The 22,554-nt window shown below is 38.4% G+C and carries 21 protein-coding genes and 1 tRNA gene; 13 read left to right on the top strand and 9 right to left on the bottom strand.

Features of this window, described 5'->3' with window-relative positions; all coding sequences use genetic code 11:
• The first annotated feature begins 113 nt into the window (after window positions 1-113).
• Window positions 114-1,619, top strand: coding sequence for a glutamate--tRNA ligase (gene gltX / locus IEX65_RS07560; RefSeq protein WP_188765938.1), 1,506 nt, complete (start codon window positions 114-116; stop codon window positions 1,617-1,619).
• Here gltX and IEX65_RS07555 read toward each other — a convergent pair.
• A complete protein-coding gene (locus IEX65_RS07555; protein ID WP_188765437.1) occupies window positions 1,611-2,297 on the bottom strand; it encodes a hypothetical protein in 687 nt (228 codons plus the stop codon). The genes gltX and IEX65_RS07555 overlap by 9 nt on opposite strands.
• An 84-nt stretch (window positions 2,298-2,381) precedes the next feature.
• On the opposite strand from IEX65_RS07555, the gene IEX65_RS07550 reads away from it, so the two are divergent.
• Window positions 2,382-2,564: a hypothetical protein gene (locus tag IEX65_RS07550; protein ID WP_188765436.1), complete on the top strand. Its 183-nt coding sequence runs from the start codon at window positions 2,382-2,384 to the stop codon at window positions 2,562-2,564.
• 16 nt (window positions 2,565-2,580) lie between these two features.
• On the opposite strand, the gene IEX65_RS07545 is transcribed toward IEX65_RS07550, so the two are convergent.
• Window positions 2,581-3,615 carry a patatin-like phospholipase family protein gene (locus IEX65_RS07545; RefSeq protein WP_188765435.1) on the bottom strand — a complete coding sequence of 345 codons (1,035 nt, stop codon included), beginning with the start codon at window positions 3,613-3,615 and terminating at the stop codon, window positions 2,581-2,583.
• A 257-nt stretch (window positions 3,616-3,872) separates the two neighbouring features.
• On the opposite strand from IEX65_RS07545, the gene IEX65_RS07540 reads away from it, so the two are divergent.
• The 7 genes from IEX65_RS07540 (at window position 3,873) to IEX65_RS07510 (ending at window position 11,143) form a co-directional block, all read left to right on the top strand.
• A complete protein-coding gene (locus tag IEX65_RS07540) occupies window positions 3,873-4,688 on the top strand; it encodes a 3'-5' exonuclease (RefSeq protein ID WP_188765434.1) in 816 nt (271 codons plus the stop codon).
• 153 nt (window positions 4,689-4,841) lie between these two features.
• Entirely contained in the window at window positions 4,842-5,171 is a 330-nt protein-coding gene (gene nuoK / locus IEX65_RS07535) for an NADH-quinone oxidoreductase subunit NuoK (RefSeq protein WP_188765433.1), read from the top strand.
• 80 nt (window positions 5,172-5,251) lie between these two features.
• Window positions 5,252-7,198: an NADH-quinone oxidoreductase subunit L gene (gene nuoL / locus IEX65_RS07530; RefSeq protein WP_188765432.1), complete on the top strand. Its 1,947-nt coding sequence runs from the start codon at window positions 5,252-5,254 to the stop codon at window positions 7,196-7,198.
• Window positions 7,199-7,273: 75 nt separating this feature from the next.
• Window positions 7,274-8,719: a complex I subunit 4 family protein gene (locus IEX65_RS07525; protein WP_188765431.1), complete on the top strand. Its 1,446-nt coding sequence runs from the start codon at window positions 7,274-7,276 to the stop codon at window positions 8,717-8,719.
• A gap of 125 nt (window positions 8,720-8,844) precedes the next feature.
• Complete coding sequence (locus IEX65_RS07520; RefSeq protein ID WP_188765430.1) at window positions 8,845-10,239, top strand: NADH-quinone oxidoreductase subunit N; 1,395 nt, start codon at window positions 8,845-8,847, stop codon at window positions 10,237-10,239.
• Window positions 10,240-10,269: 30 nt separating this feature from the next.
• Complete coding sequence (locus IEX65_RS07515; protein ID WP_188765429.1) at window positions 10,270-10,806, top strand: GtrA family protein; 537 nt, start codon at window positions 10,270-10,272, stop codon at window positions 10,804-10,806.
• A 151-nt stretch (window positions 10,807-10,957) separates the two neighbouring features.
• Window positions 10,958-11,143, top strand: coding sequence for a hypothetical protein (locus IEX65_RS07510; RefSeq protein WP_188765428.1), 186 nt, complete (start codon window positions 10,958-10,960; stop codon window positions 11,141-11,143).
• A 71-nt stretch (window positions 11,144-11,214) separates the two neighbouring features.
• On the opposite strand, the gene IEX65_RS07505 is transcribed toward IEX65_RS07510, so the two are convergent.
• On the bottom strand, window positions 11,215-12,039 hold the full coding sequence (locus tag IEX65_RS07505; protein ID WP_188765427.1) for an aminotransferase class IV: 825 nt from the start codon (window positions 12,037-12,039) through the stop codon (window positions 11,215-11,217).
• A gap of 57 nt (window positions 12,040-12,096) precedes the next feature.
• Window positions 12,097-13,749, bottom strand: a complete 1,653-nt coding sequence (locus IEX65_RS07500; protein WP_188765426.1) for a M28 family peptidase — start codon at window positions 13,747-13,749, stop codon at window positions 12,097-12,099.
• Window positions 13,750-13,855: 106 nt separating this feature from the next.
• Between IEX65_RS07500 and IEX65_RS07495 the strand changes: the two genes are divergently transcribed.
• Window positions 13,856-14,359, top strand: a complete 504-nt coding sequence (locus IEX65_RS07495) for a hypothetical protein (RefSeq protein WP_188765425.1) — start codon at window positions 13,856-13,858, stop codon at window positions 14,357-14,359.
• 67 nt (window positions 14,360-14,426) lie between these two features.
• Here the strand turns inward: IEX65_RS07495 and ettA are convergent, their stop codons facing one another.
• On the bottom strand, window positions 14,427-16,091 hold the full coding sequence (gene ettA, locus IEX65_RS07490) for an energy-dependent translational throttle protein EttA (protein ID WP_188765424.1): 1,665 nt from the start codon (window positions 16,089-16,091) through the stop codon (window positions 14,427-14,429).
• Window positions 16,092-16,305: 214 nt separating this feature from the next.
• On the opposite strand from ettA, the gene IEX65_RS07485 reads away from it, so the two are divergent.
• From IEX65_RS07485 to IEX65_RS07475, 3 genes are all read left to right on the top strand, one after another.
• Window positions 16,306-17,577, top strand: a complete 1,272-nt coding sequence (locus IEX65_RS07485; protein WP_188765423.1) for a DUF349 domain-containing protein — start codon at window positions 16,306-16,308, stop codon at window positions 17,575-17,577.
• A gap of 76 nt (window positions 17,578-17,653) precedes the next feature.
• Window positions 17,654-17,724 (top strand) — tRNA-Gln (locus IEX65_RS07480).
• 152 nt (window positions 17,725-17,876) lie between these two features.
• Window positions 17,877-19,643: an ABC transporter ATP-binding protein gene (locus IEX65_RS07475; RefSeq protein ID WP_188765422.1), complete on the top strand. Its 1,767-nt coding sequence runs from the start codon at window positions 17,877-17,879 to the stop codon at window positions 19,641-19,643.
• A 110-nt stretch (window positions 19,644-19,753) separates the two neighbouring features.
• Here the strand turns inward: IEX65_RS07475 and IEX65_RS07470 are convergent, their stop codons facing one another.
• From IEX65_RS07470 to IEX65_RS07455, 4 genes are all read right to left on the bottom strand, one after another.
• Entirely contained in the window at window positions 19,754-20,320 is a 567-nt protein-coding gene (locus IEX65_RS07470; RefSeq protein WP_188765421.1) for a precorrin-2 dehydrogenase/sirohydrochlorin ferrochelatase family protein, read from the bottom strand.
• Between the two features lie 185 nt (window positions 20,321-20,505).
• A complete protein-coding gene (msrC, locus tag IEX65_RS07465) occupies window positions 20,506-20,997 on the bottom strand; it encodes a free L-methionine (R)-S-oxide reductase MsrC (protein ID WP_188765420.1) in 492 nt (163 codons plus the stop codon).
• A gap of 38 nt (window positions 20,998-21,035) precedes the next feature.
• Window positions 21,036-21,674: a hypothetical protein gene (locus IEX65_RS07460; protein WP_229250572.1), complete on the bottom strand. Its 639-nt coding sequence runs from the start codon at window positions 21,672-21,674 to the stop codon at window positions 21,036-21,038.
• 60 nt (window positions 21,675-21,734) lie between these two features.
• Window positions 21,735-22,529, bottom strand: a complete 795-nt coding sequence (locus tag IEX65_RS07455) for a (Fe-S)-binding protein (RefSeq protein WP_188765419.1) — start codon at window positions 22,527-22,529, stop codon at window positions 21,735-21,737.
• Window positions 22,530-22,554 lie beyond the last annotated feature (25 nt).

The raw sequence follows: 22,554 nt of genomic DNA, 5'->3' as shown, positions 1-22,554 counted from the left end.
TGCATAATTTTCTGTAATTTTGCGACCCGTTTGTACCACAATTCTCTGAGTTGTGTTTTCTGTTTTTTTTATTATTCTATTTTTTGAGCGAACTGGAAGTTCGCCCCACAGTTATGGTTCGTGTAAGATTTGCTCCCAGTCCAACAGGCCCTCTGCATATCGGAGGTGTTCGTACTGCTTTGTATAATTATCTTTTTGCCCGCAAAATGGGCGGAAAAATGCTCCTCCGTGTCGAGGATACAGACCAAACTCGCTACGTGCCTGGTGCGGAAGATTATATTTTGGAAGCCTTAAAATGGGTAGGTATCGAAATCGACGAAGGTCAAGGCGTTGGTGGGCCTCACGCACCTTATCGCCAGTCGGAAAGAAAACCAATGTATCGCCAATATGCCGAGCAACTGATTTCGGAAGGCAAAGCTTATTATGCTTTCGATACAGCGGAAGAGTTAGATGAAATGCGTAAGCGTCTCGAAGAAGCAAAAGTTGACAATATGTCGTACAATGCCGTTACGAGAATGCAAATGAAAAACTCGCTTACGCTTCCAAAAGAAGAAGTTGAGGCAAGAATAGCTAATGGCGATGCTTACGTAATACGTTTAAAAGTGCCTTTGAAAGAAGAAATTCGCTTCAAAGATATTATCCGTGACTGGGTTGTGGTACATTCTTCGACGATTGATGATAAGGTTTTATTGAAGTCAGATGGCATGCCAACTTATCACTTAGCCAATATCGTTGACGACCACCTCATGGAGGTTACACACGTAATTCGTGGCGAAGAATGGTTGCCTTCTGCACCTTTACATATATTATTGTATAAAGCCTTTGGTTGGAAAGCTCCAGAATTTGCTCACTTACCGCTACTTTTGAAACCAGAAGGTAACGGAAAACTTAGCAAACGAGATGGTTTGTTGGGTAATTTTCCAATTTTCCCATTAGAGTGGAAAGACCCTTTCACCGAAGAAATTGCTCGTGGTTTCAAGCAAGATGGATATTTGCCCGAAGCGGTTGTCAATTTCTTAGCATTTTTGGGTTGGAATCCTGGCACTGAACAGGAATTCTTCACGATGGACGAATTGATTGATTCTTTCAGCTTAGATAAAATTCATAAAGCAGGTGCAAGATTTATGATTGATAAAGCCAAATGGTTTAATCAGCACTATATCAAATCAAAATCTGAAAGTGAGTTAGCCGCTATCATCAAAGAATCAAAAGCAGATTTATCTAATGAATTGGCTGTCAAATTGGTAAGCTTAATGAAAGACCGTGTAACTTTCCCGCAGGAAATTATCACTGAAGTACCTTTCATTTTTGACGCACCGAGTGCTTATGATGAAGAAGTAGCAAAATCAAAGTGGAATGATGATGCTCGTAAAGCCATGGGCGTAATCAAAGAAGCAGTGGCAGGTATTAGCGATGCTGATTTTACTTCTCAGAATATCCACGATACGATTTTCCCAGCTCTTGAAGCAGCGGGAATCAAAGCAGGTAAAGTCATGCAAGCATTCCGTTTGGCAATTACAGGTGTAGGAAAAGGCCCAGATTTGATGCTAACGTTGGAGATTTTGGGCAAAGCCGAGGTTATTTCACGTATCGAAAAAGCCGTTGTTGCTTTAGGTTAAGAATGTTTTTTCGCTTGAATCAAAACGATTTAACATCCCGAGTAACATACATACACGGCTCGTCGTTATCAAAGACCTGAGAATCGGATAATCAAACGGAAAAGAGGACACATATAAATGATAAGCACTTACCCCACTTGCCAAAAGTACCGTAAACATTGAGATTGAGATGTAAAACTTGCTTTTTTCGGGAAATGGCAAAAAGGTTGATAACAAAACCATGTAAGTAAGCGGCAAAATATACGCTCCCGAGAGAATTGCATTTTGGAGGCTCGTAAGTGGAAAAATTACCGCAAATAAAAAGGCAAAAGGTGTGAAGATATAAGAAACAAAGACCAAAAACGTTTTTGATTTTCCTGAAAAATCTATCTTCGCACCTTCGAGCCTAAACAGTATAATGACCAAAATATAGTTAAGTGCTATTAATGTAAATTTAATGGTACTACTAACGAAAAAGTTAGTCAGATAAACAGTAAGAGGCGAGAAAAGAGATACTACAGTAGAAGCAATTAAGAGTTTATCGCTTATATTAAAATCGGCTTTTCTTTCAGAATAATACCAATAAAACATATAGCCAATAATGGCTACTTGTACAATAAAAGACGGAAAATTGCCCAAAGTATAATATAAGCCCAATTCGAGAGCGAGTAGTGAGGTAATTATCCCAACTTTCAGCATAGTTGTTTTTTGGTAAGATTTTGTATTCAAACAAAAAAGTAGAAGTACAATATTATAGGTTCACGACACAAACATACTACAATCATGGCAAAGAAAAAAAACGACGAAAAACCAAATACTGAAAAGCCTCGTGTACACAAAGATTTGGATGGCTTCGACATAAAAATAAACTCTTTCGGCGAAATACAGATGAGTTACGACATCGAGAAAATCAATCAGTTTCTCAACAAAACCGTTGATGATAAGAAACTTAGAAATCGCAAGTAATTTGTGCAGAGTTTCCTTAACGATAAAAAAACTCAACAACGCCCTGTTGACCGCTAATCATCATTTTTTGTTTCTCTTCCTCCGATAGTTTTCGCACTTTCGGGTTCATATCATAGTCGTTGATATAAATTGTCCGCACAATATCTTCGGGTTTGGGTCGGCATACGGTTTCGGTCATGATATTATATAAAGCTGAAACGTAGCCTTTAAAATCTTGAATTTCAAAAGGAGCAAAACCCGTTTTCAAGCGAGTTTCGTGGTCAATTTGTTCGCATCTTTCTAAGCGTAAGCCCAAAGTTTCTTCATTAAAAACGGGTTCGTTTACTGTGCTATCAGTTGCAGTACTTAAATATTTTGTTTGGTCAAAAAGCTCAATCGGATAATTCATTAGAAGTCCACCATCAACAAAAACATCACATTCATCGCTCGGCAAAGGATTCTCAATAATTTTCCCTTTTGGATTCACAGAAATCGACTGATAGTACAGTGGAATTGACATCGAAACTCTAACGGCATCACATATACGCATATCTGGATATGTTTCGTACGAGAACACAACAACTTTTTGTTTGGAAAGATTTACGCCAGTTACATACAAATCTCTGTACGGTACAGTCTGAGCCAATTCGTGCAATTCGGCAAATGTCAAATTGGGTTTATTAGTGCGGTCGGCGATAAGCTTTTGAATTGTGTTCAAAAAGCTTTTCCCTTCATACCAACCAAATTTTTTCAAGAACCTTTCACCTGCTCGAAAGACAGTTCCCCCATCATTGAAAGTCTCAATGGGCGTATCGGCAATAATCTGCGAAATCTCGGCCGCCGAGTAGCCAACTGCCAACAAACACGCCTGTATTGCTCCTGCCGAAGTTCCTCCTACCCGCTGAATCTGTGGCAAAACACCTCGATTTTCGAGTTCAATCAATGCTCCGCCATAAGCAATGCCTTTGATGCCTCCACCTTCCATCACCAAATTTCTATAAACCTTCTGTTGAGCAAAACCCACCACTGAAACCAATAAGCAAATAATAATTTTATACATATTAATAGTCATAGCTTTATTGAAAATATAATGCGTTTATCTTTTTATTGCCCGCTGAAAACGCTAATATTCGCAGAAAAAGTACGTAATTTCTGCGAAGTCTGCGGGAATAAAAACATTCGCAGATAAAACCTTGAAAACTAACGAAATTTTAGATTTTCTATTACAATCAATGCTTTGACAAATCAACAACATAATCTAATCCTTTGATTTCAGCTATTATTATTTTTTAATTCATAACTTTGCACATTGAATTAAAATTATCCCCAATGCACACCCATTCGCTCAAACTACGTAAACCCTTAGCAGTAATAGACCTCGAAACAACGGGTGTAAATGTAGCCAAAGATAAAATCGTAGAACTCTGTATCGCCAAAGCAAAACTCGATGGTACAGTAGAAGTAAAAACCAAGCTCATCAACCCTGGCATTCCGATTCCACTCGAAACGAGTCTTATTCACGGAATTTATGACGAAGACGTTAAAGACGCACCAACTTTCAAGCAAATTGGCAAGGCTCTTGCTCAGTTTTTAGAGGGTTGCGATTTGGCGGGCTTTAATAGTAATCGCTTCGATGTGCCAATGTTGGTAGAAGAGTTTTTGAGAATGGATATTGATTTCGATATTAAAAATCGCAAATTGATTGATGCTCAACGTATTTTCCATCTCATGGAGCCTCGTACGCTTTCAGCCGCTTATAAGTTTTTCTGTAATAAAAGCCTCGAAAATGCCCACAGTGCCGAAGCTGATACACTCGCTACGCTCGAAGTTCTCTGCTCGCAGGTAGAACGCTATGAAGGTGTGAAAATCAAAAATGATAAAGGCGAAGAATACGAACCAGTAAAAAATGATATGGAAGTATTGCATCAGCTTACTTCGGCTAATATCGTTGATTTTGCTCAAAGAATGACTTTAAACAATAAGGGCGAAATTGTGTTTAATTTTGGTAAACATAGCGGAAAGCCTGTAAAACAAATATTAAAAAACGAGCCTCAGTACTATGATTGGATGATAAACGGAGATTTTCCGCTCGACACCAAGCGTAAACTCACTGAAATTAAGCTCAAAATGATGCTTGATAAATAGATAAAAGACTGAATATCACGGCACATTCAACAATTTTCTTAAAAAGCACACTACAAAAACGAATATTGTTTATTTTTGCGGAAATATTCTTAAACGCACGCCCCCGAAAGGCGTATTTTGAAAGAATTAATTAAACTGTTAATTGATAAAGAAATGCAAAGCCAAATACCTGACATTTTTCAGATACCCCTAATAAATTATGTATTATTAGCCAGTATCTTATTTATCATTGGCATCGTGGGTGTACTTATTCGCCGAAATGCCATCATTATCTTCATGTCTGTCGAGTTAATGCTCAATGCCGTAAACCTACTTTTGGTTGCATTTTCGTCGTATCGTTCAGACCCAGCGGGACAAGTCTTTGTATTCTTCATTATGGCCGTAGCCGCTGCCGAAGTAGCCGTCGGACTCGCCATTATCGTAATGATTTACCGCAACATTCGCTCAATCGACGTTGGTCTTTTAGATAAATTAAAGTGGTAAGATTCAATGAAATGTAAAACGCAACTCTTCGTTTTCATACTTCATTAATCATTATTCTTTGAAAATATAATTTGTAAGATATGTTATTAATAAAACTTATACCTTTATTTCCACTCATCGGTTTTTTAATCAATGGGCTTGGTTTCCGCAAAGTATCTAAAGGTCTGGCAGGTTGGATTGGCACAGGAGCGGCTCTTCTTTCTTTTGTTGGAGCTTTCTCAGCTTATCAAGCATTTATTGCAGGTGGCCAACAACCAATCATCGTTAGTATTTTTGATTGGATTACGGTCGGAACACTCAATATCAATTTCTCTTTCCAAATTGACCAACTTTCTATCTTGATGCTCTTCGTCGTGACGGGTGTGGGTACGCTCATTCACGTATATTCGATGGGCTATATGCACGATGATGAAGGTTTTGGCAAGTTCTTCGCTTTCTTAAATCTATTCTTATTCTCGATGTTGTTGCTCGTGATGGGTTCAAACTACATCGTGATGTTTATCGGTTGGGAAGGTGTAGGTCTTTGTTCTTATCTATTGATTGGTTTCTGGAACAAAAATTTTGAATATGGCAATGCCGCTCGCAAAGCATTTATCATGAACCGTGTTGGTGACTTGGGATTTTTGATTGGTATTTTCTTGATTATCAATCAATTTGGCACAGTAGAATACCTTCAAGTTTTCGATAAAGCGAAAGGTTTCTCGGTTGGCGATGCTACAATCGTAGCCATTACAGCTTTCTTGTTTATCGGAGCAATGGGAAAATCAGCTCAGATTCCTCTTTATACTTGGTTACCAGATGCGATGGCGGGTCCAACACCAGTTTCGGCCTTGATTCACGCTGCTACCATGGTAACATCTGGTCTTTACATGATTGTTCGCTCAAATATCCTCTACACCCTCGCACCTGGCACACTTGAAGTTGTGGCATGGGTTGGGGTAGCAACGGCTCTTTTTGCGGCAACAATTGGTATCTTCCAAAATGATATTAAAAAAGTATTGGCTTACTCAACCGTGAGTCAATTGGGTTATATGTTTATGGCAATGGGTGTTTCGGCTTATACGTCGGGCTTCTTCCATGTCGTAACTCACGCATTCTTCAAAGCATTGTTATTCTTGGGTGCTGGTAGCGTTATTCACGCAATGAGTGGCGAACAAGATATTCGTCGCATGGGTGGACTTGGTGGTAAAATCAAAATTACAGCCATTACATTCCTTATCGGTACGATTGCCATCTCTGGTATTCCTCCATTTGCTGGTTTCTTCTCAAAAGATGAAATCTTAGCACACGTTTACGAACACAATAAAATTATGTGGGTTTTGGCAGTAGCTGGCTCGATGATGACTGCTTTCTATATGTTCCGTTTGTATTTCTTGACTTTCACGGGAAGTTTCAGAGGTACACACGAGCAAGAGCATCACTTACACGAGTCACCCTTCAGCATGACACTCCCTTTGATGGTACTTGCAGTGTTATCAATCGTGGGTGGTTTTATCGGAATGCCCGAAATTTTCCACTTCCCTCATGCACTTGCTGAGTTTATGAGTCCACTATACGAAGGTTCGAAAGCGGTAAATCCTGAGTTTGGCGGTACACCAATCGACCACTCAACCGAATGGATGCTGATGGGAATTTCGGTTGCGGCAGCAGTTATTTCTATCGTTTTTGCTTATTCTAAATTTGGTGGAAGCAAAAATGTTCCTGCCGAAGATTCAGAAATTACAGGCTTACAAAAAACTATTTACAACAAATACTACATTGACGAGGCTTATTGGGGAGTTTTCGTAAACCCAGTAAAACGTTTATCAAATGTATTTGCTAACATTATTGAGCTAAAAGGATTCGATGGTGCAGTAAATGGCATTGGTGGTTTTGTAAATACATTCAGCGGCGTTGCTCGAAAACTACAAGCAGGAGGAACAGGATTCTATTTATTTGCGATGGTTATCGGTATTGCCGTAATCTTGGGAATGAATCTCGGCTACCAAGTTTTGGAAACTATCTTGGCTTTTGTTGGAAAAAAATAAAACTTAGGTCTTTGTTTTAGACTTATTGATATTCATAAAATTACGGTTAAGTAATAATAATAAAATTAATTTCGAATGTTGGCACTAACACTCATACTTATACCCCTCATTGGTAGTCTTGTACTACTCTTATTGAAAGGAAGTAGCGTAGGTTCATCAAAAAATACAGCTCTTGTAGTATCATTGGCTACACTTGCTGTTGCTATTTATGCTTTTACGACCTTCAGTACTCAAACAACTATCGGAGTAAAATACAGTTGGATGAAAGACCTAAACATCAATTTCCATGTGTCTATTGATGGAATCAGTCTTTTATTGGTATTGCTTACAGCATTCTTAGTACCACTTATCATAGCTTCAACATTTAAGCATACTTACAAAAATCACGCTTCATTTTACGCTCTCATTCTCTTGGCCGAAACAGCTTTGATGGGTGTGTTTATGGCTCGTGATATTTTCTTATTCTATTTCTTCTACGAAGCAGCTTTGATTCCTGTTTATTTCATTGCAGCTATCTGGGGAGGAAAAGACGCACCACGCATTACTTTCAAGATGTTTGTTTACACCATCTTCGGAAGTTTGTTTATGTTGGTTGCTCTTGTTTATTTGTATATGAAAGGGGCAAGTGCTGAAATTGACCAATTAGCCACAACAGCGAAACTGCTTTCACCAAACGCACAAAATCTTTTATTCTGGGCATTTTTCATTGCATTTGCCATCAAAATGCCAGTGCTTCCGTTCCACACTTGGCAGCCAGATGCTTATTCAGAATCACCAACACCAGCAACGATGTTACTTTCGGGTTTACTTTCTAAGATGGGGGTTTACGGTCTGATTCGTATTATGCTTCCTTTCGCTCCTGTGGGTGTGGCCAACTGGGGACAATTCGGAATGGTTCTTTCAATCATTGGTTTAATTTACGGTTCTATCATTGCTATTCAGCAAAACAATATCAAACGCCTTATTGCTTACTCATCTTTTGCTCACATGGGATTGATGGCAGCGGGTGTTTTATCGGGTAATATTAACGGTATTCAAGGAGCATTACTTCAAATGGTTGCTCATGGTGTAAATGCAGTTGGTTTATTCTTTATCGTAAAAATCATCTACGACCGCACTGGAACTCGTGATTTGACGGCTTTGGGTGGAATTACACAAAAAACACCTGCTTTGAGTATTTATTTCATGATTATTATGTTGGGAAGTGTTGCTCTACCACTTACAAATGGTTTCGTTGGAGAGTTTTTATTACTCAAAGGAGTTTATGATAAAAATGCTTGGTTAGGTGGTTTTGCTGGTCTTACAATCATTTTAGGTGCAGTTTATATGCTTCGCTTGATGCAACGCTCAATGTTTGGAGAAAGCAATGACATTACAGCAAAATTTAAAGATGTAAGTGGCAGCGAAGTGGCAGTTTTATTGCCAATTGCAGCGGTAGTTTTGATTATGGGTCTTTTCCCTAATGTTTTCTTAAAAATCACCGAGCCTGCTGTAAATAGTATTTTACAGATGATGAAATAATCTCGGTCGATAGTTTTTTGATGTTGATGATTCTTGAAAATCTCACATTAAATTTTATCAAAAAATAGAAATATTATAAAACTCAATTCCTCCCCTCAAGGGGCTGGGGGTTTATCAAATAAAATATGTATCCAATACTCGTACTCTCTGTTACTGGACTTGTTACCTTGTTTTTAGGTTTCCTAAAATCAAAGAAAATACTTTTACCAGCTTCTTTACTTTTTGTAGCGGTAGCTTTCCTTTCTAATCTTATTGATTGGAACTCTCCAGGGTTATACTTCTACGAGATGCTCGAAGCAAGTAATCTTTCTATTTTGTTTACATCAATCATCTTGCTTTCTGCATTTTTGATTATGGCATTATCGAAAGGCTTCATTGATGACGAACACGCTCACCCTGCTGAATACTTTGCATTATTGCAGTTTTCGTTGGTAGGAGCTATCATGATGACTAATTTCCAAAACCTCATCATGTTGTTCATCGGGGTAGAAATTCTTTCGGTTTCGATGTATATTCTTACAGGAAGCGATAAACGTAATTTACGAGGAAACGAAGCAGCCCTTAAATATTTCTTAATGGGTGCCTTTGCTACGGGTATTATGCTTTTTGGTATTGCAATGCTATACGGAGCAAATTATACCTTTAATATCACTGATGCTCGTACATTACTATTACAACCAGTAACTGATGTTCGTCCAGTATTTTTATATGTTGGAGTTACATTTTTATTAATTGGTTTATTATTCAAAGTTTCGGCAGCACCTTTCCACTTCTGGACACCAGACGTATATGAAGGAGCCCCAACTATTTTTACAACTTTTATGTCAACAGTTGTAAAAACGGCTGGTTTTGCTGCAATTTACCGTATTCTCGAAGTATCATTCTCACCAATGTATAATTTCTGGTGGGTGATGGTCGTAACGATGGCTATCCTAAGCTTGTTTATCAGTAACATTACGGCAGTTTCTCAGAACAGTTTCAAGCGTATGTTGGCGTTTTCGAGTATCTCGCACGCTGGATATATGTTATTGGCTGTTGTAGGTCTAAACAATAAATCTGGTGATTCTATCGTATTCTATTCATTGGCTTATGCTTTGGCAACTATTAGTGCATTTGGCGTGTTGATGGTAGTATCAAAAGACCGCTTAGTTGATGGTCGTCCGAACGAAAATATTGCGGTCTTAAACGGTTTATCAAAGAAAAGTCCTTTCTTAGCAGCAGTTTTGGCAATCTCGATGTTATCGTTGGCTGGTATTCCACTAACGGCAGGTTTTTGGGGTAAATTTTATGTATTTGCAGATGCAGCCTCACGTGGACACATTTGGGTGCTTGTAATTGCAATAGCAATGTCGGCGGTTGGTATTTATTATTATTTCAAACCGATTATTGCAGCATACATGAAGGATGGTGAAGGAGATAATATTCAATTAAGCTCATTCTATAAAATAATCCTTGGGTTTACTACCGCAGGCTCAATTTTACTTGGCTTATTCCCTGACTTGGTACGTGAATTGCTCTAAAAGATTTGCTAACCTGCAAATCGTCAAACTATGGAGCATATTTTAAACATTACTGGACTAAATCTATTTGTGAAATTACTTGACAAAATAAAAAATAAGGAGTTAAGGTCATTCATAACGTTCTTTCTTACCGCTGTTTTAGGAGCGGGAACAAACTTTGTAACTCAAATTCCATACAAATCTTTGTTTTTAAGTTTAGGATATTCCGATAAACCAGCCTTTAATCTCAGTGTTTTTGCTGGTTATCTAACGGCCACAGTGGTTAGTTTTATTCCAGCAAAAGTGTTTGCGTTCTCAGCTAAAGAATCGGGAAATTCAAAACGTGAGTCAATCAAGTACCTCATTATTGCAACGGTTGCTTTGGGAATTCAAGTAGGTATTTCATCATTAGCACTCGATTATATCGCTAATCCATTCTTCAGTAATTTATCGCTTTTCTTGAGAGAAAAAGGTTCGCACGTTGTAGGAATGGGCTTTAGTTTTTTTGCTAATTTTTATGGTCATAAGTTCTTAACTTTCAGAAGTACGGGTGTTTATGATAAAATCAAAGCTCGTTCTATTCGATAAAATTGTACAAAAACAAGAAAACCTGTTTTCTTAAAAAGAATTTAAGAAAATTTTAAATATTTTTTAAGCAAACACTTGCACCGTATCTTAAAATTGTCTTAAATTTGCAATGCGTTTAAAATAAAACCTTAAAACACCGCAAACAAAGACAATGAAAAAAGTAATCGCAATCTTATTCGTAGCATGTGTAGCTTCTTTAGCTGCTTGTACTTCTAAATCTGAAACTGCTGCTGACTCAACTGTAGCTGCTGTAGATTCAACTGTAACAGCTGTTGCTGATTCAGCTACTGCAACTGTAGATTCAGCTGCTGCTGCTGCTGATACAACTAAGAAATAATTTTTCTTGAGTTATATAAAAAAACCTTGTTCATCAGAACAAGGTTTTTTTATTGCCTAATAATCAAGCTTTTACCAAGTTTTTAGTTTTTCATTCATTGAATTCAATAAAAACTTAGACACATTTCGTTCCTTACCCGCCCCAATAGTTACCTCATCTATTTTTGTAATAGGCAAAACTTTCTTGGTTGTACTTGTTGTGAAAACTTCATCGGCTTCAAGAAGTTCTTGTAAAGTCACGCTTCGCTCCTCAACCTTAAAATTTTCTTTAGCCAGTTCTAAAACGTATCGTCGGGTTATTCCTTTCAAAATTTGGGTATCAGGCGTGGCAATTACATTATCTTTCACCACAAACACATTGCTGCGGCTTAATTCGCTAATAAATCCATCTTTATGAAATAACACATCGCTTGCTTCAGCGGCTTTAATATTGGTTTGTAGAATCATCAAATGCTTATAATCGGTGCTTTTAATTTCGGGGTAATCACGCACGTACTCATGTGAAATCACCTTTATTCCAGTTTCGTATTCTTGTGGCTTTACTGGATGAATATCTTCGCTGATAATAAGCAGGTTTGGATGGGTCATTTTCATGCTATCGGCTGAATATCCACCCGTAAGTACAAAACGAATTCCACAGTCTTCTAAACCGCTTTTTTTGATTAAATCCATTACGGTTATGTAAGCCTCATCTTTCGAGATAGGATTAGGTAAATACATCAACCTTGCCGAACGCTCAAAACGTTCCCAGTACCAGTCCCATTGAAACGGACGGCCATTATAAGTACGAAAATAATCAAATAACCCATAGCCACGTAAAAGTCCTAAGTCTGTAATATGAATATTTGTATTTTCGACAGGAGCAATAACCCCATTCAGATAACAATGATGTGGCATATTGAATTGAGAATTAAAAATTGAGAATTGAGAATGGTTCGTCCAACTTAACCATTCTTACTTCTTTACTTCAAAAAAATCGCCCTTATTCCAAGTTGGTTTTTCGGGAGTTTGAGCAATTAAATAACTTACCAAAAAGTTTACCCGAGCATACGTTTTACCTGCTGCCCACACAAAACCATTTGTTATTTCGTCAGATGGTTTATGGTAGTGAGCTTCACGCCATTTCTTTACCTTTTCGGCCAGATTTAAGCTTGGATTACTAAATCTATAACCATACTTAATGTGAAGAGCAGGAATACCTGCTTTTACAAAATTATACTGGTCACTACGTACAAAACGCCCTTCGCTTGGGTCTGGGTCTGGCTCAACTTCTAACTTCACAATACTTGCCGCCGTTTCTACTACTTTCTGTAAGCTACTGTGTTCTGCACCCAATGGAGCAACAGATTCTAATGGAGCAAGCAATGTAGGCATATCAGTATTTATATCGGCCACGATTCGGCTTTTCTTTACTGTTGGGTATGCTGCAAAATAGCCAGAACCAAGCAGTCCCATTTCTTCAGCTGTAACCAATAAGAAAAGCAACGAACGTTTAGGTTTTTCGACCGCTGGTAAAGTAGCATACGAACGAGCAATTTCTAAAGCACACGCCACGCCTGAGGCGTTATCGTGAGCACCATTATAGATTGAGTCACCGTTGATTGGTCGGCCAACACCTAAATGGTCAAGATGAGCCGAATGAATTACGTATTCTTTCTTTAGTTTTTTATTAGTTCCTTCAAGTTTAGCTACAACATTATAGCTTTCTATATCTTGATATGAACTTTCATAATGTCCCGAAATCGTACTTTTCAGCGTTTTACTTACATATTTTCCTTTTTCGAGTTGTTGCCAAGTACTATCAAGCATATTATTTTCGGCACGCATCAAATCTTGTAAAGCAGCAACCGAAATTCCACCAGCAACTTTGATTTTTCCGCCTAAAACGGTTGCCGAACTTGCACGTTTACCCTTAGCAGTTACAGATGCCGAAATACCATTTGAAACCATACTATTAGCAGCAGCTTTAAACTGCACAACACTATTCGTATAATTACAAACTAGCACGCCAATTGCACCGTTTTGAGCAGCAAATGCTTGCAATGTGGCTGGATAGCCCAAATGTAGCTTCACATTTGCGGGTAAGTTTTCAGGAATTCGACGCAACACAACTACAATTTTCCCTTTTACATCAAGACCTTTATAATCTTCAATATTTATCTGCGGAGCATCAAATCCTGACCCAACAAAAACCAAAGAGGCCTTGAAATCAACACTTTTTAATTCGGGGTGTGGATAAATCGACAAATCATTTCCGAGTGATAATTCTTTCTTTTCGCCATTGGGTAAAGTGAGCGTAAATTTGGCCGTTTCTTTTACCAGCTTGGCTTTGCGGAGCATTACTCTTTGGGTATAAGTCCCTTTTTCGCCTGCTGGTTTTAAACCCATTTCTTTGTATTGATTAATCGCATAATCAACCGCCATTTGGTAACCTTCTTTCCCAGGTAAACGCCCTTTGAGCTTATCGTCTGATAAATAAGCTACGTGAGCTTTGATTCTATTAGTATCAATGTTATCGAGGTGTTTTAAGACTTGTTCAGAAATACTATTCTGAGCAAATGCTGAAAGACTTAGAAAAGAGAGAATAGTTAGGAATGTTTTCTTCATAAAGTGTAATTTCTGTTTTTTTATCAAAAGTAAAGGTTCTTGTTTAAAGCTACGCAACCACATTGTCATTTTTTGCATCTACCTATCAAACAAAATTATAAAAACTATGAAAAAGCTTCTTTTAACACTCAGTCTGCTTGGCTGTTCGACATTTATTTTTGCCCAATCTACCCTAAAATCTAATACCGATTGGCTCACAACTCACTTAAACAAACTCGTTATTAATGACGATGACAAACAATTGAACGTAAACGGGAATAAATCTAAGCCTGTTTTTTCGTTTGCAGGAAATAAAATGTTGATGGACATCAGTGCCAAAGACAAAGATTTTTCGATGGGTTTTAATATTAGCTGGTCTTTGAAAGATGTACGAAAAGTAAGTTATAAAAAAGAAAAAAATGGTAATTATGAGTTGGTATTAGATGTACCAGCCGACCGTGTGAAAGTAGATTTAGGCTTTGGGAAAGATAATAATATCGGTGGCTCGTTTAATGTAAAAGATGATGAGAAAGATAGCCATACATCATTTACACTCGCAACAAAGGATGAAAATGTGGTGAAAGAAATAACTCAGCACTTTGAAAGTGCAATTAGAGAGGCAAGGAAGTAAAACACTAAGCCCTAACCCTAAAAACTAAACATCCCGAAAGTTAGTATTTTCGGGATGTTATTAATTTCTACTGCAATTTTCTATACTTGATACGCTTCGGCGTTACATCAGTTCCGAGGCGTTTTTTGCGGTTTTCTTCGTATTCTGAGAAGTTTCCTTCAAACCAATATACTTGCGAATCTCCTTCAAATGCCAAAATATGCGTAGCAATTCTATCTAAGAACCAACGATCGTGGGAAATAACCACCGCACAACCCGCAAAGTTTTCGAGACCTTCTTCTAAGGCACGGAGCGTGTTTACGTCCAAATCATTGGTAGGCTCATCTAAAAGCAATAAGTTACCGCCTTCTTTGAGCATCATAGCCAAATGCACACGGTTACGCTCACCGCCCGAAAGTGTACCAACTTTTTTCTCTTGGTCAGAACCTTGGAAATTGAAACGGCTCACATATCCACGGGCGTTGACTTGCTTATTTCCGAGCATTACCCAATCATTTCCCCCCGAAATCAATTCATAAACTGATTTATTAGGGTCGAGTTGATTATGCTCTTGGTCAACGTATGAAAGCTTCACGGTTTCACCAACTTCAAAAGTACCTGCCAATGGCTGAAGTTGGCCCGTAATCAATTTGAATAAAGTTGTTTTACCCGCACCATTTGGCCCGATGATTCCGACAATACCATTTTGTGGTAAGCTGAAATTAAGGTCTTCGTACAATAATTTATCGCCAAAGCCCATTTTCACGCCCGATGCTTCAATTACTTTATTACCCAAACGTGGCCCTGGTGGAATGAAAAGTTCGAGTTTATCTTCTCTTTCTTTCACGTCTTCGCTCACCATGCGGTCGTATGCTGCCAAACGAGCCTTAGATTTTGCCTGACGTGCCTTCGGAGCCATTTTCACCCACTCCAATTCTCGTTGCAAAGTTTTCTGACGTTTCGATTCGGTTTTTTCTTCTTTTTCTAAGCGATTTTGTTTTTGCTCCAACCACGAAGAGTAATTTCCTTTCCACGGAATACCTTCGCCCCTGTCTAATTCTAAAATCCAGCCAGCCACATTATCCAAGAAATAACGGTCGTGGGTAACGGCAATAACCGTTCCTTTATATTGACGTAGGTGTTCTTCCAACCAAAGCACCGATTCAGCATCCAAGTGGTTGGTAGGCTCATCGAGCAATAATACATCAGGTTGTTTCAAAAGCAAACGGCAAAGTGCTACTCGGCGTTTTTCTCCACCCGAAAGGTTTTCAACCAAAGCATCTTCTGGTGGACAACGCAAAGCGTCCATTGCACGCTCCAAGCGAGTATCTAATTCCCACGCATCAAAGTTGTCGAGTTTCTCCTGTACTTCGCCTTGGCGAGCCAAAAGTTTATCAAAATCAGCATCGGGGTCGCCGAATGCTTCATTAATTTCGTCGAATTCTTTCAATAAATCTACGATTTCCTGTACGCCTTCCTCCACAATCTGACGAACCGTTTTTGTTGGGTCAAGCTTTGGTTCCTGCTCAAGCATACCAACGGTGTAACCTGGCGAGAAAACCACATCACCATTGATGTTTTTGTCGATGCCTGCAATTACTCGGAGAAGGGTAGATTTACCTGAGCCATTCAAACCCAAAACCCCAATTTTGGCTCCGTAGAAGAACGAAAGGTAAATATTTTTTAAGATTTGACGATTGGGTGGAATGATTTTACTCACTCGCTCCATCGAAAAGATAATTTGTTCGCTCATGGTTGAATAAATCTGTAATTAGGTATGAAAACAAAAATTAATGTTAATTTTTCAATAATTTCACATCAAAATCTATCAAATCAGTAATTTTTTACTATATTTAATAAATTTTTACGCAAATATCGGTAAAGCTGTTTGTATTATACAAAAAAACTGCGAATTTTACCCAAACAAACCACCATCCCTGACTCACAAGCCATGTGATTTTTTTATTATGAACGGCGTAACATTAGAAAACGAATATGCTTACATAAAAGACGGTAAGGTATTCTTGAAAGGGTATTTAGATATGCCCGACCGACAAATCGGAGAAGTTAAACGCACAGAAGAAGAGGCTTTCCAGTATTTCATTAACCGTTACCAAATTGCGGTAAACAAGGTTACTCAATTGGAATCTGAGATTACCGAGGCCCAAAATAAGGGTTCTTTCTTGACAAAACTCACGCAACTCCGCAAACGCTTGCTGAATTTCGACGGCATCGGCGACTTTATTCCATTGCTCAAAACTCTCGATGAGCAAGAGGAATTTCTACGTGGATTGATTGTGGGCAATCAGGCCAATAACTTGGCTATCAAAGAAGCTCTTATTGAAGAAGCTAAGGTAGCTAAAGAAGAGGTTGATTGGAATATCGTTGCTGAGCAACTCCAAGACATCAAAACCCGCTGGATTAGAACAGGTCCAGTTGATAAGCCTTATCAGGAATCAATCGAACAAACTTTTAAAGAGGTTTTAGATGATTTCTATCAACGTAGAAAGGCTTTCTATGAAGAACAAAATCGTATCATTGGCGAGCGTATGGAAAAATATGCTGAGCTTGTTCGTGGTGCCGAGATGTTATTCAGAATGGGTAACTGGGAACTTTCTTTCGCAGAATTAAAACGCCTACAATCAGAATGGCGTAATGTGGGCGACGTACCACCAAAGCGATTGAAATATGAGTTCCGTAGATTCAAGAAACTCACTACATTATATTACGAAAAATATTGTGCTGCTAAAGGCATTCAAATCAAAGTACGTGTTGACCCTCGTGTAGAAGCTCAACAAAAAATGATGGAAGAAGCTGAAAGCTTGGCAGAATCGAAAGATATTTTTGCAGCAACTGAGCGTGCGAAAGTAATGCTCAATGACTGGAAAAACATCAAAGTGCCATCGCATTTAGCAGTACGCAATGTTGCTGAGCGTTTCAGAGCAGCTTGTGATAAGATTTTTGAATTGAGCTACTTGATGAAAGTGGTTACTCGAAAATTGCCTAATTACAATTACTTGAGCGAAAAACAACAAGTCTTGACGAAATTCCGTGAAATGGAAAACATCGTGATTCGTGCAAGAGGCGAATTGAAGATTTTGATTGAAAGCAATGAGGGCGTTTCGCAAGGGCCAGATTTAGATAAAATCACGCAATCGAATATTCAAACTCAAAAGCGTAAGCTCTTGATGAAGGAAGTGATTTTGGAAGAATTACGTCGTGCTGCACAAGCTCAATAAAAAAAAATAAAAAATTTTTGAGGAGAGACTTGCGTTGTTAACTCAAAAATATTAATTTTGCATCATAATTCAGGACTGACCTATGGTGTAATGGTAACACTACGGTTTTTGGTACCGTCTTTCTAGGTTCGAATCCTGGTAGGTCAACAACCTTAAAGGGTAACTATCTGTTAATCAGATAGTTACCCTTTTTAATTTCTGCCATTTGGCGATAAATCCTCCAACGGAATTATTTGCCGTTATGCTTTGTTAAAGTTTAGTACAAACAAGAACTTTTTGCCTTTCTTTACTTCTATCTTATGAAATTACTATTACAATACTTAGGCCGCTACCGTTGGCAGGTAGTGCTGGCTTTATTTTTAGCTGCCATTAACCAAACATTTTCATTGCTCGACCCGCTCATTTTCGGAAAAATCGTAGATGAGTATGCTGGTAAAGCAAAAACCTTTACACAATCCGATTATACAACAGGTGTTTTGTTGATGCTTGCAGCCGTTGTAGGCGTGGCGATGGTAAGTAGAATTGCCAAAACTCTCCAAGATTACGTAATGAACATGGTGATTCAGAAATTTGGAGCATCTATCTTTACTGATGGTCTAAAACATACGCTCAAACTTCCCTACCAACAATTTGAAGACCAACGAAGCGGCGAAACCCTTTCGGTTTTACAGAAAGTACGCACCGACACCGAGAAGTTTATCACACTTTTTGTGAATGTTGGTTTTACTTCCTTGATTGGTATTATTGTGCTAAATGTGTATATCTTCCATTTCGGCATTAGTCCGTGGTTGTTTTTTGTGTATTTGGGTGGAGCAGCAGCTTTGGCGGCTCTGACAAGAGTTTTGAGTCGAAAAATCAAGAAGATTCAGCAGACAATTACGAAAGAAACAACGGCACTGGCAGGAACAACCACCGAATCGCTCCGAAACATCGAATTGATAAAAAGTTTAGGACTAACTGACCAAGAAATCAAACGTTTGAATCTTAACACATTTAAGATTTTACAACTTGAATTGAAGAAAGTTCGTAGCATACGTAGTATTGGTTTTATTCAAGGTACTTTCGTAAACTTCTTGCGTCAAGCAATTTTATTCCTTTTATTGTTATTGATTTTCAAAGACCAAATGACTGTTGGTCAATTACTTACGCTACAATTTTGTTCATTTTTTGTCTTTGGACCAATGCAAGAAATGGGCAATGTAATTATTGCTTACCGTGAGGCCGAAGCATCATTGAATAACTTTGAGAAATTACTCAATAACCCAATTGAAGTAACGCCAGAGTTTCCGACTAAACTCGGAATGGTTGAAAACCTTCGTTTTGAAGATGTGAGTTTCAAACACCTAACTGCCGCAGGAAAAGCATTAGAAGATGTAAGTTTTGAAGTAAAAAAAGGTCAAACCGTAGCATTTGTTGGGCCATCGGGTTCGGGAAAAACTACTTTGGTGAAACTCTTGGTTGGGCTTTATAATCCATCGGAAGGAAAAGTATTTTATAATGGACTGCCATCTGACGAAATCAATATCGAAGAATTACGCTCGCAAATTGGCTTCGTAACGCAGGATACGCAATTATTTTCGGGAACAATCAAAGAAAACCTACTCTTTGCCCAACCTCGTGCGACCGATGAAGAAATCATGGACGCTTTGTATAAAGCTTCGTGTCAGAATCTTTTGGCAAGAGCCGATAATGGCGTTGATACCGTAATCGGTGAAGGTGGAATCAAAATTTCGGGCGGAGAAAAACAACGTCTTTCGATTGCAAGAGCCTTATTGAGAAATCCAAAGATTTTTGTTTTTGATGAAGCTACTTCAGCATTAGATTCATTGACCGAAGAAGAAATCACAAACACGGTAAAAGACGTAACTGCCCAAGGCGACTACATAACGGTAATGATTGCTCACCGACTAAGTACCGTGATGCACGCCGATAGAATTTTTGTTTTGGAACAAGGAAAAATCATTGAAGTAGGCAAACACGAAGAACTTTTGGTAGAAAAAGGGCTTTATTATGCCATGTGGCGTCAACAAATTGGCGAACGCAAGAATAAATTGGTAGCTGCTTAAATGTAAAAGCACTATTAAAAAATGTGCCACACCTTGTCATCATTGACAAAAGGTGTGGCACATTTACTTTATAACTCTAAGGCTATGGACTGTTGGCCATCGACCGTGGACTACTCCTGCATAACCTTCGTAATCTCATTCAGCTTCTGCACTTTACTCTGGAAATCTCCTTTGAGTTTATTTCTGATTGTCTGCAAATTATTCAATGTTTCTTGCAAGTTTTCGGGAATGATTTCTTCTAAAATCTCACGGAAACGCTTGGCAAAAGTCGGTGATTTTCCGTTGGTTGAAATGGCAATTTTCAAATCTTCTTTTACCACTACCGAACTCAAATAAAAATCGCATAAATCCGGTGTATCTGCTATATTTACCAATATTCGTTTAGCTTTACAATCGTCTCGTACTTGTCGGTTTACTTCTTTGCTATCAGTTCCTGCCGTAACGATGTTCATCCCTTCCAAATGAGAAATATTGTATCTTTCTTGAATCAAAGTAAGATTATGATGTGGCACTAAAGCCTTGATTTCATCACGAATTTCGGGGGCAACGAGCGTCACCGTCGCTTTTGGAGAATTTCTAAAAATAGCTTCGAGCTTTTCCAAACCCACATTTCCTCCGCCTACTACAAGCGTGTTCAATTCTTCAAGTTTCAGAAATACTGGAAATAATGTATTCATTTTTAATGGATAATATAAGGCACTTGGGATATTTTACAAAATTATTTATCACTCTCGATAAAGTATGAAGTTCGACCCCATTCGGGGTCAAATATCGGTAGTAATTAAATTATGTTCTACCAATATACGACCCCGAATGGGGTCGAACAAAATCACATTAATCTAAACTATGTAAAGTTAAATCATTAATCTTTGAAAGTTTTTTCTAACATTCTTACTAAAGCTTCTAAACCTTCTTTGTCAACTTCCGAAAAATCATTTAATTTATCGCTATCAACATCCAAAACCATTGAAACATCGCCATTTTTATCAAAAACAGGCACTACAATTTCAGATTTTGAGGCCGAACTACAAGCAATATGCCCAGGAAACTCTTCGACATTTGGTACAATAACCGTTTCTTTCGTACGATAACAATAGCCACAAACGCCCTTGTCGAAATTGATACGAGTACAAGCAATCGGACCTTGAAATGGACCCAAAACTAATTGATTTTCTTTTTTGAGATAAAATCCAACCCAAAAGAATCCAAAAGCTTCTCTGAGAGCAGCAGCAAAATTAGCCAAGTTAGCAGTTTGGTCGGTTTCGCCACTCAGAAGTCCCTCTACTTGTGGAATAATACTATTATATACCTCTTTGCGAGAGGCATTTTCTGGAATATATAATGTTTCAGCCATATTTGTGGGGCGATGTTCCTACATCGTCCAAAGTAAGTTTAAGCCAATGTATTAACAAAAAACCTTTTCAAAGTCGGAGCATCAATGGCTTTCATTTGCCATTTGCTGTTCAAATCATCCAAAGTCGATAAAATAATATTATTGAAGATGATAGTTTCAGGAGAAACAAGACCGCTTTCAACGGCTTTTTTGTATTGAAAAACCGAGAAAGTTTTTATTTCGTCGCCATCGAGATATGCCTGTGAGCGGTCGAAGAAATCTATGTTTAGAGCATCGCCAAGCTCTTTAAACCAACGAGTAGAGGCATCTATCGAGCAACCACTGGCGGCATTCATGTTTTGGTCAAGGGCAATAATCACGAAACGATTATGCAGCACCTTAGCCGATGCCAATAAGGCAGCTCCATGAGCAGCCCATTGATTAACGGCTGGCTTGAGATAACTCTCAACCGTATTTACCTCATCATCAGTCAACTGACGATTAGCTTGATAAACCCAAATGCGGGCATCTTGCGGAATTTTATCGAAATCTACGTACATAACAATATGGTTAAAAATTTGTGGCACACTTTTGAAGTGTGCCACAATTAGTTTATAAACAATATTTTTATGAAAATAGTCTCCGATAAAGTCAATTAAATTTTTGTAGAACAATCGCATCGGTAACCCGATTTTCAACTTGTTCCTTATTGATATTCAAAATATTATTCTCGCTCAGAGACAAGTTAGAAACTTGTTTTACATTGCTTGCTCAAGCAATTCCGCCAAGTCATAAACTTTTACATCATGCTCACGCTCTTTGTTTTTTACGCCATCTGACATCATCACCATGCAGAACGGACATGCCACCGCAATAGTTTTCGCTCCAGTTGCAAGTGCATCTTCTATTCGTTCGATGTTTACGTCTTTAGTGCCTTTTTCTGGTTCTTTAAACATTTGTCCGCCACCCGCACCGCAGCAAAGTCCGTTGGTTTTGCAACGCTTCATTTCTACGAGTTCAGCATCCAAATTTTCGAGTAACTGACGTGGAGCTTCATAAATATCATTCGCACGACCCAAATAACAAGAATCGTGGTACGTAATTTTTTGTCCTTTAAACGAGCCTCCTCCTTCAATTTTCACTCGCCCTTCGTTGATTAATTGCTGTAAATAGGTCGAATGGTGAATTACTTCATAGTTTCCGCCCAATTCTGGATATTCATTTTTAAGCGTATTGAAGCAATGCGGACAAGCCGTGACGATTTTCTTTACGCCGTAGCCATTCAAAACTTGTATGTTTTGTTGAGCCAACATCTGGAATGTAAATTCGTTACCTGCTCTACGTGCGGGGTCACCCGTACAAGCTTCTTCCGTGCCGAGAACAGCGAATTTTACCCCAATTTTATTCAAAATCTTCACAAACGAAATCGTAACTTTTTTATATCGGTCATCAAACGAACCAGCACAACCTACCCAAAACAATACTTCGGGTTCTTGACCGCTTGCTGCCATTTCTGCCATCGTTGGCACTTTATATTCGATAGTTTCTGCCATTTTTTTAATTAAGAATTAAGAAGCG

Source organism: Emticicia aquatilis, from assembly GCF_014644295.1.
GTDB lineage: Bacteria > Bacteroidota > Bacteroidia > Cytophagales > Spirosomataceae > Emticicia > Emticicia aquatilis.
The sequence above is the reverse complement of the archived record's forward strand: the minus strand, read 5'-3'. Positions and strand labels throughout refer to the sequence as shown.